The organism is Sorangium sp. So ce296 (assembly GCF_051529605.1).
GTDB classification, from domain to species: Bacteria; Myxococcota_A; Polyangia; order Polyangiales; family Polyangiaceae; genus Sorangium; species Sorangium cellulosum_D.
This window is the reverse complement of sequence record NZ_CP150325.1, coordinates 8,399,222-8,413,949: the sequence shown is the minus strand read 5'-3', so window position 1 is coordinate 8,413,949 and position 14,728 is coordinate 8,399,222. Positions and strand designations below refer to the sequence as shown.

Here is a 14,728-nt window from a genome sequence, read left to right as displayed (position 1 = left end):
CCTGCGACGATTTCTTGTCGCCTCGTGCGCGGTCTTCTGTCCCTCGCGGCCAGCCGTCAGATCACGCCGAGCGCGATCATGGCGCGTGCGACCCGCAGGAACCCCGCGACGTTCGCGCCAACCACATAGTTGCCCGACACGCCGAGCTCCTCTGCCGTGTCGTAGCACGTGCGATGAATGTTCGTCATGATCTCGGCGAGCCGCTTCTCGGTGTGCTCGAACGACCACGAGTCGCGACTCGCGTTCTGCTGCATCTCGAGCGCCGAGGTCGCCACGCCGCCGGCGTTCGCCGCCTTGCCGGGGCCGAACGCCACCCCCGACTCGAGGAAAACGCGCACGCCCTCGGGCGTGGTGGGCATGTTCGCGCCCTCGGCGACGGCGCGACAGCCGTTCTTCACCAGCGTCGCCGCGTCGCGCGCGGTCAGCTCGTTCTGCGTCGCGCAGGGGAGGGCGATCTGGCACGGCACCTCCCAGACGTTGCCGCCCGGCGCGAAGCGCGAGCGCCGGCCGCGCCGCGTCGCGTACTCGCTGATGCGAGCGCGTTCGACCTCCTTCACCTGCTTGAGCAGCGCGAGATCGATGCCGTCGGGGTCGTGCACGTAACCGCTCGAGTCCGAGCACGCGATGACGCGGGCCCCGAGCTGCTCCAGCTTCTGGATGGCGTAGATCGCGACGTTGCCCGAGCCCGACACCACGCACGTCTTGTCCGCGAGCTTCTCGCCGCGCGCCCGCAGCATGTCGGCGACGAAGTAGACGGCGCCGTAGCCGGTCGCCTCCTTGCGCACCAGCGAGCCGCCCCACGCGAGGCCCTTGCCGGTGAGCACGCCCGACTCGTAGCGGTTCGTCAGGCGCTTGTACTGCCCGAACATGTACCCGAGCTCGCGCTCGCCCACGCCGATGTCGCCCGCCGGCACGTCGGTGTACTCGCCGAGGTGGCGGTGGAGCTCGGTCATGAAGCTCTGGCAGAAGCGCATGATCTCGCCTTCGGACTTCCCCTTGGGGTCGAAGTCCGCGCCGCCCTTGGCGCCGCCGATCGGCATCCCGGTGAGCGCGTTCTTGAAGACCTGTTCGAACCCGAGGAACTTGATGGTCCCGAGGTAGACCGTCGGGTGGAAGCGGATGCCGCCCTTGTAAGGACCGAGCGCGCTGTTCACCTGCACACGGAAGCCGCGGTTCAGCTGCACCTCGCCGCGGTCGTCGACCCACGGCACGCGGAAGATCACCTGGCGCTCGGGCTCACAGATGCGCTCGATGATCTTCTGCCGCGTCAGCTCGGGGTGCTTCGAGAGCACCGGGCCGAGGGACTCCAGGACCTCACGGACCGCCTGGTGGAACTCCGATTCGCCGGGGTTGCGGCGAACGATTTGCGCGAAAAGGGGCTCAACTTTCTCGTCCAAATGCACCATGTCGCGGGTGGTATACACCGGCGCAGCGCGCGGTGCAGTCGTCGTCGCCATCGCACCTGATGATTCGGAGTATGCAGCTCGCCCAGAGGGGCAGTATCGGCGTCAAATTGTTGATACGATGTAACTTCCAGGAGAAGGCGGCTGACTGCGCGACGCGTCGAATGGATTCCTAGGACAGTGGTGATCCAGATCACCACTTACATCCTCCGTTCGGCGCCGCTCCGGAGCCGGGCCATCGAGGCTGCGCGCTTCGCCAGCAGGCAGCGCCCTGCTGGCCGGTGTGGCCGTGGGCCTGAACGACGGCGAGCGCCGACCCCAGAGAAAACCGCTTGACCCTCTCGCAGCCATCGCACGACGCGACGCCTCGTCGACTTCCTGAATGAATTGAACCCCGAAGGCCTCACGTGAACGCAAAAATGCAGAAGAATCCTCATTTCTTTACCGGCAACTACGCACCGCTCCGCGAGGAGCACGACATCGCGGCCATGTGCTCTTTCCCGTCACGCCGCTGACGCTCAGCGTGGAACGCGCCATGCGCGGCAAGCCGCTGCTGGCCTGGGACGCGAGCTTGCGGACCCACGTCGGCGTGATGCAGCGCGGGAACGCGGCCGGCGCGCCGCGCTGGTTCAACACCGACGCCTGCCACATGTTCCATGTGATGAATGCCTGGGACGACGGCGACACCATCGTGGCCTACGTCATGCAATCGGAGGCTGCGCCCGGCCTGCCCGACGCCGAGGGCCGCCCCGGCGACCCCGAGGCGATGGCCGCGCGCCTGTGCCGCTGGACCTTCCACCTGGCGGACGCAGGCGCCGGGTTCCGGCGTGACTACCTCGACGATCTCGTGGCGGAGTTTCCACGGATCTGGTGTTCGATGCCATGGGCCTCACCGCTGGACCCGTCGCGGTCGCCCGCTTGCCGCACCGCGTGCCATTCGGGTTCCACGGCACCTGGCGGCCCAGCCCCCCTCGAGCGCGGTGAGCGCGACGCCGGAGTTGCCCGGCGGCCGGAGCAGCCCTTGAGCCGCCGGGCGTTCCTTGGTATGAAGAAAGCGGATGTTTCCAGCGGGGGTGCGCGAGTTGCAATGACCAGCCTCCCTGTCGATCCCTTCACCTGGCACCGCGTCGAGCTGCTCCAGCGCATCATCGATACCCTGCCCGATCCGATCTTCGTCAAGAACCGGGCGCATCGCTGGGTCGCCGTCAACGAGGGGTATTGCAAGCTCATCGGGCACCCGCGGGAGGAGCTCATCGGCAAGGACGACACGGGGTTCTGGCCCGCCGAGCAGGTCGCGGTCTTCTGGAAGCACGACGATCTCGTCGTGAACACGGGCGAGCCCGACGAGAACCAGGAGGTGGTCACCGGCGGCGACCGCGTCGAGCGGACGATGTGGACACGCAAGTACCCCGTGCGCGACGACGCCGGGCAGGTGGTCGGGCTCTGCGGCATCATCACGGACATCACGAACATGAAGGGCAAGCTCGTCGCGGCCGAGCGGCTCGAGGCTGAAAATCGCGCGCAGCTCGGCATCATCGAGGCCCAGCGCACGCTGCTCGAAAAGCTCGCGGTGCCGGTCGTGCGCATCTGGCAGGGCGTCTTGCTCCTGCCGCTCGTCGGCGCGCTGAACCAGGAGCGGGCCGCGCAGGTCACCGAGAGCGTCCTCGCCGCGATCAGCGACGCTTCCGCGCGCTTCGTGATCATCGACGTGACGGGCGTCCCGCTCGTCGACACCATGGCCGCCGAGGCCCTGCTGCGCACCGTGCAGGCCGCGGCATTGCTCGGCTGCGAGAGCGTGCTCGTGGGCATGGGGCCCGCCGCGGCGCAGACCCTGGTCGGGCTCGACGTCGACCTCGGACGCATCACGACGCGCGGCAGCCTCGAGCGCGGGCTCGAGTATGCGCTCGGCCGCCTGTCCTACCGGATCGTCGCAGCGAGATCGAGATAAGGTGGCCCCCCCGGGGGAGCGGTGATGTCGCGGGCCCGTCCGCGCCCGGCCGGCGAGCAGGGTCCGGCACGTGGCGGGGGGCGCCGGTCGGATCACAGCGGCATCGGCAGCGCCTCGTCCTCGCGCGCGAGGTAGGACACGACCACCACCTTGCCGGTGTCCGGATCGCTCACGGGCATCGCGAAGAACCCGCCGTTCCAGGGCCTCTTCTGCGGATCCATGAACGCCTCCTGCATGAACTGCTGCATCTGCGCCATGTCGTCGTGCTCCGTCTCGATGCGGCACATCGAGCTGCGGCACTCCAGCGTGCGCAGCGACGATCGCTCGGGGAGGGCCGAGCTCAGCTTCTCGCGCGCCGTCTGGCTCGCGCGCGCGGTCCATTGCGCGTCGGTCCCCTGCTGCGCGAATGCGTCCTGGATCCGCGCGCTCACCGCGGCCATATCGACCGGGCGCGGCTCGGCCGGCGCGGGGCTCTCGCCCTCCTCGTCGTCGGGCTGCCCCGACGTTTCGGCCTCCTCCCCGGACGCAGGCCGCGGCGCGGCGCTCGGCCGGGCGGCGGCCTCCAGACGGCGCTCCAGCCGCCGCACCGACTCGGCGCTCGCGGTGCCGCCGCGCGCCTCCTCCAGGTCGCGCGAGAGCTCGCCCATCGCGGCGCGCATGCGCGCGAGCTCGGCCTCCTGGGCCTTTTGGCGCCGCCGCTCGACGCCGAACATCGTCACGGCGCCGATCACCGCGAGCGCGGTAAGAACCTGCCCTATCCGCTTCATGCCCATGACTCCCTCCATTGCGCGGCCAGCCGGCCCGAGCAAAGCCGCGGGAGCCCCCCCCGGCTCCCGCGGCGCACGCCGTCGATCTCAGTAACGGACCTGGTTCACCTGCCCGCCGGGGCCGACGTAGCATCCGACATAGGCCGCGCCGTCGGGGTAGAAGAACGCCCCAGGCAGCACGATGTCCTGCCGCGAGCCGAACGCGGGCAGGTTCTGGTATTGGCCTCCCCAGTATCCCCCCGACGCCCTGTCGATCCCGAACGACGCGCACTGCACAAGCCCGGTCGCGTTGGGCGCATACGCGGTGACGGTCGCGTTCAAGTAGTTGTTGAAGGGCCCCGGATCCATGGTCACCGGGATGATCAGGAGCTTCGTGGTGCTGCAGTTGTTGACCGTGCTGCCGTAAATCTCGCCGAAGCACCCCGCGTCGGCGGGGTTCTGGGCGCGCCCGAGGAAACCGACGGAGCTGCGGGCCGCGGCGGGCAGCGTGATGGCACCGAGGGCGAGGGCGGAGGCGACGACGAGGGTGCTTTTCACGAGAAGGTTCATGGCGAATCCCCTTTGATGGTTGTCGAGTCCGTCGCAATGTCGCGACGCCGGACTCGCCAGACTCTTCAGCACGCGCCGGGCCAAGGGCGCAGTCCGCCAATTTCCGCGGTATTCGCAGGGCGGTGCGACAGCGCGGGGGCACCCCGGGCCCCGCCGTCCCCCGCCGGCGCGACAGCGCGGGGGCACCAGGGCTCACCCGGCGTTCGCGGAGCGCCTCGCCGCCCTCGAGCCGGCGCGTCGCCGACGTGCGGCCGCGGCGAGGCCGGCGGCGAGGCCAGCGGCGAGGTCGAGCCGCGGCGCGCCGCCGGCCGCTCCGCCCTGGACCTCGCAGGCGCACCCCCTCGGTCCTCGCCGCACCGGCTCCACCGGGTCGGTCTGCGGCTTCGGGGCCGCGCGGAGGAGCGGACCTCCGCGGAGCGGGCCACCGTTCCCGGACACGATGAACGCTGCCCAGTAGAACGGGTGCGCGGTGTCCGGTTGCCCCTTCAGCGACAGCTGGGCCTCCCGCAGGGCGCCGCTGCGCGCTCGCCCGGAGACCAGCCGGTCGTAATAGGCCGTCATCAGGTGGCGCGTGGCCTGGTCGCCGATGCGCCAGAGGCTCATCACCTGGGTCTCCGCCCCCGCGATGACCAGCGCGCGGCGGAGCCCTTGCACCCCTTCGCCGTGGCTCGGCTCACCGACGCCCGTGTCGCACGCGGAGAGCACGACGAGCTGCGTACCGGACAGGTCGAGCCCGGAGACCTCGGCCGCCGTCAGCACGCCGTCGTCGCCGCCGCTCTCGCGGAGGTTCGCGCCCGCGAACGCCAGCCCCGAGCGCAGGAGGGCGCTGTCCACCTCGGACACGGACGCGGCCACGGCCGCGCGAGCGACCGCATCGAGCCCATGGCGGGCCGGCGCCGGGGCAGAGGCAGCGGGCAGGAAGAAGCCGTGGGTCGCGATGTGGAGGATGCGCGGCCTGGCGAGGCCCTTCACGGCGCCCTCGGTCGCGCTCGCGCCCGTGAGCACCCGCGCGCCCGTGAGCTTCGCGCCGACCTCGGCCGCCTCCTTCGCGGTGCCCGGGAGCGGCAGGAACCTGAGCCTCGACAGATCGACGCCGCGCTGCGCCTGGCAATCCCAGCTGCAGGGCTCCTTGCCGGAACGCGGCGCCGGCGCGCCGCCGTCGAAGGCCGGATCGGCGATCACGACGAGCTCCTGCCCCGGCTCGGCGGGCGCCGTGAGCCGGAGGAGATCGCGTCCGGTGGTGAGGTACGTGATCTCGTAGCGCTCCAGCAGGGATCTCTGGTCCTCGTCGATGAGCGCGCCGAAGGGCAGCAGGCTCAGCGCGCCGTCGGGGCTGATCAGGAGCTTCCGGGCTGGGCCAAGGAGCGGGCGCACCTTGGCCATGAGCTGGGCGTCCAGGCCGCGCGCGAGGCGCGTGGGGTCGCGCGACGGGTCGGACAGGGCGCGGCGCAGCTCCTCCACGGCCGCGTCGATCGGCTTCACCTCGCCGAGGTCGGCGAAGGCGGGCCCCCCCTTCCGTCGAAGGACGTAGGCGACGTAACGGGGCTCGCCCAGCCGGTCGCGTTGCGTGGCCCGGGGCTGGGAGGGCCGGTAGGCGAAGAGCTCGATCAGCGCCGCGTCCTCCGGGATCGCCGCCTGCACCTCGGCGAGGAGCACGGGGCGCTGCTCCGCCCGGAAGGCGGCGCTCCGCCGGCTCACCTCGGCCTCGACGCCCTCGCGCTCCTCCTCGAGCGCCTGCACGCGCGCGCGCTGCCCGGCGGGGTCGCGGTACGCGCGGGCGCTCAGCTCGGCGTCGATCTCACCGAGCCGGTCGAGCAGGGCCTGATCCTGCCTGGTCATGCTCCTGCGCAGGCTGGCCAGGCTGTCCGCCATCGCGTCGAGGGCGCGCGCCTTGCGGCGGAGGACGGTCGTGAGCGCGAGCGCCGCCGCTTCGGCGTTCTTCGGGGCGGAGATCGCGTGGAGCGAGATCGCCGCGCTCGTCGAGGGCTCGAGCCTGCCGAGGAAGGCGCGCTTCTCGCGCTCGGCGCCGCTGGTGAGCAGGCGCGTGAGGTGCCGATCCTCGGCGGAGACGGCGGCGAGCCGCAGGGTCAGGGCCTCCCGCAGCTTGCCCTGGGCGAGGGCGAGCCCCTCGAGGGCTCCCTCGCACTCGGCGACGCGCGGGTGCTCGGGTCCCAGGGCCTGCTGGAGGAGGGAGAGCGCGCGCCGGAACGTCGCTTCGGCGCGGCCGTACTGCTTCCTGTCCCGGTACAGCGCGGCGAGGTGCGCCAGGGGCTCGGCGACGTCGGGGTGCGTCGGCCCGAGCTCCTTCTCACGGATCGCGAGCGCCCGCTGGAAGAGCGGCTCGGCGCGCGCGTCGTCCCCCATGTCCTGGTAGAGGAGCGCCTGGTGGTCGAGGCACGTGGCCAGGGAGAGCTCCGGCCCGCCGCTCCATCTCTCCAGGATGCTCACGGCGCGCCGAAAGAGCGCTTCGGCTCTGGGATGGGACCCCTGGAGCCGGTAGACCTCCGCGACGTTGTCCAGCGCGGCGCCGAGCTCGTGGCTGTCGAGCTTCGCCCCTTCGCTCCTGTTCCTGGCGTTCTCCTTCTCTTGTGCCGCGAGGAGGCGCTCGTAGAGCAACGCGGCCCTGTCGAGATCCCCCTGGGCCTTGGCCAGGGCTGCCAGCCCACGGAGCGCGTCGTCGCCGCTGCTCCCCACCAGCGCGTGCTCGGCCAGGAGGCGCCGGTAGAGCGCTTCCGCGCGCCGGAAGTCGCCCATCTCGCGGTACACGAGCGCGAGGGCCCCCACCTCGGCGAAGAGCAGATCGCCCGGGATGCGCTCCCGCTCCAGGAGGGCGAGGACGCGCTCCAGCAGGGACGCTGCCTTGTGGTACTCCGCGACCCTCCGGGAATGGCTCGCCGCCCAGATCGCGGCGAGCGCGGTCTGCAGGTGCTCCGGCCCGAGCACGCGCTGGCGCAGCTCGAGGAGCCGCTCGGCGGCGGAGAGCGCCTCGAAGTACCTCCCCTGCGCCGTCAGCTCCCAGAGCTCGTGGTCCAGGGCGCCGTCCAGCCGCTCGTCCTCGGGCGACGGCAGCGCCGTCCTCGGCGGGACCCACAGGGGCTGGGACTGCGCCTCGACCGGGGCCGGGGCCACTACCGCCGTGCAGAGCGCGGCGAGCGCGCCGCGGAGCCACGGTGTCCATCGCGTCCTGGCCATGAGGCTGCGGAGGATAACCCGGTGCCCGCGATCGCGTCGCGGCCGCGGGGGCCGCGGGCGATCCCCAGGCTGGGGATGCGCTTCCCGCCTATACTCACGCCGTGGCACAGGAGCTCACCCAGCCGCTGGAGCGCGACGGCAGCGCGTTCAGGCTCGCCTCACGCAAGATCCGCGTCGAGGTCGTGCACGGTCCGGATCGGGGGCTCGTCGCGGAGCTCCCGGGGCCGGAGGCGCGCGTCGGCCTCGGCCGGGAATGCGATCTCGTCCTCAAGGACCCCACGGTCAGCCGCCTGCACCTCGTCGTGCGCGTCGAGGACGAGCGCATCCGCGTGATCGACGCCGGCAGCCGCAACGGGACGGCGGTCGACGGCGTGGAGGTGCGGGACGCCTACGCCCGCCCCGACGCGGCGATCTCGATCGGCGGCACCACGATGCGGCTGCGCATGCTGAGCGACGTCGTCGAGCTGCCGCTCTCCCAGCGCGAGCGCTTCGGCGGCATGCTCGGGCGCAGCGTGGCCATGCGCCGGCTGTTCGCGGTGCTGGAGCGGGTCGCGGCCACGGACGCCACCGTGCTCGTCGAGGGCGAGACCGGCACGGGCAAGGAGCTCGTCGCCGAGGCGGTGCACGAGGAGAGCCCGCGCCAGGGCGCAGCGTTCGTGGTCTTCGACTGCTCGGCGGTGAGCGCCACCCTGATCGAGAGCGAGCTGTTCGGCCACGTGCGGGGCGCGTTCACGGGCGCGTTCGCCGATCGCCCCGGCGCCTTCGAGGCGGCGGACGGCGGCACCCTGTTCCTCGACGAGATCGGCGAGCTGCCGCTCGATCTCCAGCCCAAGCTCCTGCGCGCCCTCGAGCGCCGCGAGGTGAGGCGGGTGGGGGCGAACGTGCCGCGGCGGGTGGACGTGCGCATCGTCGCCGCCACGAACCGGAACCTCGCCCGCGAGGTGGAGCGCGGAAAGTTCCGCGAGGATCTCTATTACCGCCTCGCGGTCATCCAGGTCGCGCTGCCGCCGCTCCGCGAGCGGCAGGGCGACATCCCGCAGCTCGTGCGCCACTTCGAGCAGGAGCTGCGCCCCCGCTCCGGGTCGCCCCCGCCGCTCTCCGAGGAGGTGGTGGCGGGGCTCGCGTCGCGCTCGTGGCCTGGCAACGTCCGCGAGCTGCGCAACGCGGTGGCCCGGGCGCTCTCGCTGGGGCCCGCCGGCGGCGCGGGCGGTCGTCCGGCGCACGCGGCGGCGCCGGAGCCCGGCGCGCCGGGCGAGCCCGCGGTGGACCTGAACGAGCCGCTGCTCGCGGGCCGCGAGCGCGTGGCCGAGGCGTACGAGAAGGCGTACCTGGACGCCGCGCTCCGGCAGACGGGCGGCAACGTGTCGCGCGCGGCGGAGCTCGCGCGGGTGAACCGCAAATTCATCCAGCGCGCCATGAAGCGCCACGGCCTGCGCGGGGACGCAGAGGGGAGCGGCGAGGGCGGGGACGCGGCCGGGTAGCGGCGCCCGCGGACGGCTCGACTCGCGCTAGTCTCGACTTGGGCACTTTTCTCGTGGTGGCCGCGGTCCTCGCGCTGCAAGCGCCGCACCGGCGCGGCAACGCGAAAGGGGATCAATTCTGGCGCACGCGGCGCTCGCGAGCAGGGCCACGATGCACGGAGGCGGCTCTGGCCGGATGCTGCCGTGCGTGGTGGGCGGTAGCGTCAGCTACGCCGCACTTGGACGCTGCCCCTTGCGCCCACGCAGCGGCGATTTCCTTGTAAAAACAACCAATTGTACGCCGACAAAGACTTCCGGCACGGTCGCGCTTTGGCGAAGGAGGAGTTGCCACACACCAGCCCCACCAGAGGTTCCCGTGCCGGACGTCGTGATCGTTCCCAGCTTCCTCGCGCTGCTGCAAGTGCTCGAGCCGCACTTCACCGCACCTACCTTCCACACTTTCCTGACGATGGCGTGCGGCTGGGTGCTGGCGCTCGGCCGCCATACGGTCACCTCCGCGGTGCGTGCTGCCAACGCCATGGGCTGGAAGCAGATCCGCAGCTTCCATCGCTTCTTTTCCAAGTCCATCTGGGAGCGCGACGCGCTGGGGCTGACCTTGGTGCGCGCGGTCGATGCGCTGGTCGAGCGCGACCAGCCGCTTGTGGCCGCGGTCGACGACACGCTCGGTCGTCACACGGGCAAGAAGATCGCCGCTGCGTCGATGCATCGCGACCCGCTGCTGTCGACCGCCACGCGCGTGGCGTTCCATTGGGGGCACGTTTGGGTGGTGCTGGGCATCATCGTGCAGCTGTTCCACAAGACGTGGTGCTTGCCGGTGCTGTTCCGGCTCTACCGCAGCGAGAAGCTGTGCCAGCAGCAGGGGCGCGCGCATCGCCGCACCACCGAGCTTGCGGCTGAGCTCATCGCACTGCTGGCCGAGCAGCTGCCGCACCGGCGCCTGCTCGTCGTCGGAGATGCGGCCTACACCAATCGCTCGGTCGTCCGGGCTCGCCCCAGCAACGTCACCTTCGTCGGCCGCGCGCGACTCGACGCGGCCCTCTACGCACCGGCGCCTGCCCGCCGCGGCGGCCAGATGGGGCGGCCGAGAGTGCGAGGCATGAGGCTGCCATCACCGGCCGCCCAGGCCGACGCAGCCAAGGCGCGCTGGCAGCGGGTCGAGGTCAGCGCCTACCACCGGGTCGTCACCGTCAAGGTCATGACCCTCGACGCGCTCTGGTACGCCGTGGCCCACTCCAAGCCGGTGCGCCTTGTGGTGGTGCGCGGCTTTCCGGGCCACGCCAAGGACGACGTGCTGCTCAGCACCGACCCGACCATGGCCCCCAAGAACATCATCGAGCACTACGCCACGCGCTGGTCGCTCGAGACCACCTTCCAGGAGACCAAGGGCAAGCTCGGCCTTGAGCAGCCGCGCTCCAGGACCGAGCACGCCGTCGAGCGAACCGCCCCGTTCACCTTGCTCCTCTACACGCTCGTGGTGCTCTGGTACGCCCGAAGCGGCTGCGCGCTCCGCTCGGCGCAACCGACCAAAGCGCCCTGGTACTCGCCGAAGAGCTCGCCCTCCAAGACCTTGCCTGCCTTCTCCGACATGCTCGCGACACTGCGGCGTGCCTCGTGGGCTGAGCGACTTTTTGAGCCCGACGCAAACGCTCCGACGTTGAAGAAACGTCTGGCGCCGCTGCTGGCGTGCTTGGACACTGCTGCCTGACTTCGGGCAGCTGTGCCCAAGTCGAGACTAGCATTGCACCCGGCCCGGATGCCGTCCTCCGCCTCCTCCGCCGCGTCCGTTTACCTCCAGCGCCCCGACGCGGAGCGCTGGCTCGGCCCCTTCCGGCTGATCCGCCAGCTGGGGCGCGGCGGCTTCGCCCCCGTGTGGCTGGCCGAGGAGATCTACGACGGCCGCAAGCTCCGCGACGCCGCGGTCAAGCTCTTCTTCCTGCCGGACGGCATCGCCCCGGCCTCGCCCGCGGCCACGTCCTGGCGCGACGCCATCCTCGACGAGGCGCGCGCCCTCTGCCGGGTCGAGCACCCCAACATCGTCCGCTTCTACGCCCTGCACCGCGACGACGCCTGGGGCGCGGTCGGGCTCGCCATGGAGCACGTCGCCGGCCTCAGCCTCGATCGCCGCCTGGAGCAGGCCGGGTGCCTGAGCCCTCGAGACGCCGCCGAGGCCGCGCTGGCCGTCGCCTGGGCGCTCTCCGCCGTCCACGACGCTGGCCTCGTGCACCACGACGTCAAGCCGAGCAACATCGTCGAGCGCGCGGCGCCGCCGGAGCCGCCGTCCGCGGGCCGAGGCTCCGCGGCGCGCCCCGCGTACAAGCTCATCGACTTCGGCATCGTCGTCGACGACCCCTCCGTCGTGCCCGCGGGCGCGGTCGAGCGGCCGCTCTTCGGCTCCCCCGGTTACATGGCGCCGGAGCGGCTCCTCGGGGGCGCCGCGTCGCCCGGCACCGACCTCTACGCCCTCGGCGCCACGCTCTTCCGCCTGTGCACCGGCATGCTCCCGGTCGACGCCGTGGGCGGGCTGGAGGCCCTCCTCGACCGGCGGCGCCCGCCCCGGCTCGACGCGCTCTTGCCGCCCGGCGCGCCCGTGCTCGAGCCGCTCGCGCGCCTCACCGCGCTCCTGCTCGAGCCGGATCCCGGCGCGCGCCCGCGCCACGCCGAGTGGGTCGCGCGCGAGCTCGAGCGGGCGCTCGCCCTCTCCACGAGCGAGCGCCCGCCGCCGACGATCCGCGTCGGGCGCGGCTCCCCGGGCGCGGAGCCCGCCCGGCGCGACCTGCCGACCGCCGCCCTGCCGCACGACGTCACCCTCCCCGCCGCGCCGGGCGCCATCCGGACGAGCGAGGCCGGAGGCCCGCCCGAGCCCTGCACACACGCCGCGCTGGTCGGCCGCAGCGACGCCCTCGAGGTGCTCGCCCGCCTCGCCGCGGAGGTGCAGGAGGGCGCCGTCCGCGCCGCGGTGATCACAGGCCCGCTCGGCATCGGCCGTACCCGGCTGCTCGCCGCTGCCGTCGAGCGCGCCGGCATCGGCGACGCCCGCGTGCTCCGCGCCGCCTGCTCACCGGAGCGGAAGAGCCCCCTCCGGCCGCTGCTCCGCGCCCTGGAGGCGCTCCCGCCCGAGGCCGCCTCCGCGTTCGGGCTGCTGCAGGACACCATCGAGCGGGCGCTGTCGCCGAGCGTGCTCCCGGGCGCGCCGGACGCGGCCGCCGCGATGGAAGCCGTCGAGGACGCCTTGCTCTGGGCGAGCGTCGAGGCGCCGCTGCTGCTCGCCATCGACGACCTGCAGTGGGCCGACGCGCCCACCCTCATCCTGCTGCGGCTCGTGCTCGAGCGCGTCGGCGCGCGCGCAGGCGCGGCGAGCGCCCGCCCCGGCGCGGCGCCGCGCCTCCTCGTCCTCGCGGCCGCGCGCGACGAGCCGAACCCTCCGCCGCCGCTGCGCGCCCTGCTCGCCGAGCTGCGCGGGCGCACCCGCCCCGGCGCCCGGCACGTCGCCCTGGGCCCGCTCGGCGACGAGGACGCCGCCCGCCTCGTCCAGGCCACGCTCCCGGTCGCGCCCGCGCTCGAGCGCGCGGTGGTGCGCGGCGCGGGCGGCGTGCCCTTCTTCATCGTTCACGCGCTCGTCGCCTGGCGCGAGACCGGCGCGCTCGTCCACCGCTCCGGCGCCTGGGACGTCGCGGCGCCGGACGCCCTCGACCGCGGCGTCCCCGGCGTCGCCGACCTCGTGTCCGCGCGCCTCGCCGGCTACCTCGATCCGGCGAGCGACGCCGGGCGGCTCGCCCTGCGCGCGCTCGCCGCGGTCGCGCTCTATGGCGGCGGCCTCGGCGCCGATGTGCTCGCCGAGGTGATCGACGGCGACGAGGACGCGCTGGAGGTCGCGTTGCTCGCCCTCGTCGATGCGGGCATCCTCGTCGCCGCGAGCGACGGGCAGGGGCACGGCTTCGCGCAGGAGATGGTGCGCCAGGCCGTGCTCAACCTCGCGCGGCCGCGGCCCTGGCTGCGCCGCCTGCACCGCGCGCTGCTCGACGCCATCGCGCGCGGCCCCACCGCCGCCGCGGACGCCGCGTTCCTCGCCACGGGCTACGAGCGCCTGGGCGCGGCCCCGGAGGCGCGGCGCTGGCTCGGCCGGGCCATGGAGGCCGCGCTGGCCTCGGGCCTGTTCGTCGAGGCGGTGGAGTTCGGCGACCGCCTCGCCGCGCTCGCCGAGGACCCGGACGAGCGCGCGGCCTTCGAGATCGAGGCGGTGCGCGCCCTCCTGCGCGGCAGGAAGCTCGAGGAGGCCCGGCGGCGGCTCGACGCGCTCGACGCGCGCGCGGCCGTGTTCCCCCCTCGCTGCGCGGCGGTGTCGCTGCGCCGCCGGCTCTGTCGGCTGGAGGTGGCGCGGGGGCTGCGGGAGGAGGGCTACGACGATCCGGTGCTGCTCGCCGACGCCGACGCCCAGCCCGACCTGGCGCTCCGCTGCGAGGCGCGCATGGCGCTCGCCGGCGTCGCCGCGCCGGAGCGGGCCCTCGCGCTGGCGGGCGAGGCGGTGGCGCTCGCGTCGCGCGCCGGCGCCGCGCTGGAGTTCGGGGCGCGCGTGCTGCGCTTCGAGCTGAACTACGCCTCGAACCACCGCGACCTCGCGCTGGCCGAGGAGGACCTCACGCGCGCGCTCACCATCGCGACCGCGCTCGGGTCGAGCTGGCACCGGCTGCACATCGAGGCCGATCTCGCGGTGCTCGAGGCGGAGCGCGGCCGGCTCGGCGCCGCGATCGACCGGCTTGGCCGCCTCGCCGCGCGGGCCGAGGCGGAGGGCATGCGCGGCCAGCTCCGCCTCGTGCTCACGAACCTCGCCGCCTTCCTGCTGCGGGAGGGTCGCGCGGCCGAGGCGGCGGAGACGGCCGGCCGCACGGCCGAGCTCGCGGCCGAGGCGGGGGATCCGGCGCTGCGCGCGAGCGCGCTGTCGCTGCGCGCGGACGCGCTCCGCCGCACCGGCGATCTCGCCGGCGCGCTCTCCGCCGCCGACGAGGCCGAGGCGCTGCAGCGCGCCCACCGCGACCGTCGCCAGGCGCTCACGCTGCTGCGGCGCGCGGAGATCCTGGCCCTGGCCGGCCGCTCCGCCGAGGCGCTCGCCGACGCCCGGGCGGCCCGCGAGGTCGCCGAGGCGCGAGGCGACCGCGACCTCGCCCTCGGGGCGCGGCTCTGGGAGCTGCTCTTCGTGGCGCGGCGGGGCGAGGTCGGGGCCGAGGCCATCGAGGCGGCGATCGCGGAGGCGGCAGGATCGGGCGTGACGTTGCGCCCGCTCACGCTGGTGCTGATGGACGAGGCGCGCGCGTGGGTCGCTGCGACGCGGGCGGTGTTGGAGCCGACGCTCCCGTCCGAGCCGGCGCCGGCGTCGGGGTGAGGCCGCGGCCG

The 14,728-nt window shown here is 73.5% G+C and carries 8 protein-coding genes; 4 read left to right on the top strand and 4 right to left on the bottom strand.

Annotated elements, in window-relative coordinates:
- Positions 1 to 56 precede the first annotated feature (56 nt).
- Positions 57 to 1,406: an NADP-specific glutamate dehydrogenase gene (gene gdhA, locus WME98_RS31055; protein ID WP_437336412.1), complete on the bottom strand. Its 1,350-nt coding sequence runs from the start codon at positions 1,404 to 1,406 to the stop codon at positions 57 to 59.
- Between the two features lie 532 nt (positions 1,407 to 1,938).
- On the opposite strand from gdhA, the gene WME98_RS31050 reads away from it, so the two are divergent.
- Complete coding sequence (locus WME98_RS31050; RefSeq protein ID WP_437945333.1) at positions 1,939 to 3,351, top strand: PAS domain-containing protein; 1,413 nt, start codon at positions 1,939 to 1,941, stop codon at positions 3,349 to 3,351.
- A gap of 92 nt (positions 3,352 to 3,443) precedes the next feature.
- On the opposite strand, the gene WME98_RS31045 is transcribed toward WME98_RS31050, so the two are convergent.
- From WME98_RS31045 to WME98_RS31035, 3 genes are all read right to left on the bottom strand, one after another.
- On the bottom strand, positions 3,444 to 4,124 hold the full coding sequence (locus WME98_RS31045) for a hypothetical protein (protein WP_437945332.1): 681 nt from the start codon (positions 4,122 to 4,124) through the stop codon (positions 3,444 to 3,446).
- Between the two features lie 81 nt (positions 4,125 to 4,205).
- Positions 4,206 to 4,655: a hypothetical protein gene (locus WME98_RS31040; RefSeq protein ID WP_437945331.1), complete on the bottom strand. Its 450-nt coding sequence runs from the start codon at positions 4,653 to 4,655 to the stop codon at positions 4,206 to 4,208.
- A gap of 204 nt (positions 4,656 to 4,859) precedes the next feature.
- Positions 4,860 to 7,859, bottom strand: a complete 3,000-nt coding sequence (locus WME98_RS31035; protein ID WP_437945330.1) for a CHAT domain-containing tetratricopeptide repeat protein — start codon at positions 7,857 to 7,859, stop codon at positions 4,860 to 4,862.
- A gap of 101 nt (positions 7,860 to 7,960) precedes the next feature.
- Between WME98_RS31035 and WME98_RS31030 the strand changes: the two genes are divergently transcribed.
- The 3 genes from WME98_RS31030 to WME98_RS31020 all read left to right on the top strand — a co-directional run bounded on the left by WME98_RS31030 (position 7,961) and on the right by WME98_RS31020 (position 14,717).
- Entirely contained in the window at positions 7,961 to 9,340 is a 1,380-nt protein-coding gene (locus WME98_RS31030) for a sigma 54-interacting transcriptional regulator (protein ID WP_437945329.1), read from the top strand.
- 355 nt (positions 9,341 to 9,695) lie between these two features.
- The gene (locus WME98_RS31025) at positions 9,696 to 11,045 is read left to right on the top strand and encodes an IS701 family transposase (protein WP_437945328.1); all 1,350 of its coding nucleotides are present in this window, start codon (positions 9,696 to 9,698) and stop codon (positions 11,043 to 11,045) included.
- Positions 11,046 to 11,093: 48 nt separating this feature from the next.
- Positions 11,094 to 14,717, top strand: coding sequence for a serine/threonine-protein kinase (locus WME98_RS31020; RefSeq protein ID WP_437945327.1), 3,624 nt, complete (start codon positions 11,094 to 11,096; stop codon positions 14,715 to 14,717).
- Positions 14,718 to 14,728: the final 11 nt, after the last annotated feature.

Coding starts and splice junctions, on each gene's coding strand:
- WME98_RS31045 (WP_437945332.1), bottom strand. CDS start 4,124: ATGGGCATGAAGCGGATAGGGCAGGTTCTTACCGCGCTCGCGGTGATC.
- WME98_RS31035 (WP_437945330.1), bottom strand. CDS start 7,859: ATGGCCAGGACGCGATGGACACCGTGGCTCCGCGGCGCGCTCGCCGCG.
- WME98_RS31050 (WP_437945333.1), top strand. CDS start 1,939: ATGCGCGGCAAGCCGCTGCTGGCCTGGGACGCGAGCTTGCGGACCCAC.
- gdhA (WP_437336412.1), bottom strand. CDS start 1,406: ATGGTGCATTTGGACGAGAAAGTTGAGCCCCTTTTCGCGCAAATCGTT.
- WME98_RS31020 (WP_437945327.1), top strand. CDS start 11,094: ATGCCGTCCTCCGCCTCCTCCGCCGCGTCCGTTTACCTCCAGCGCCCC.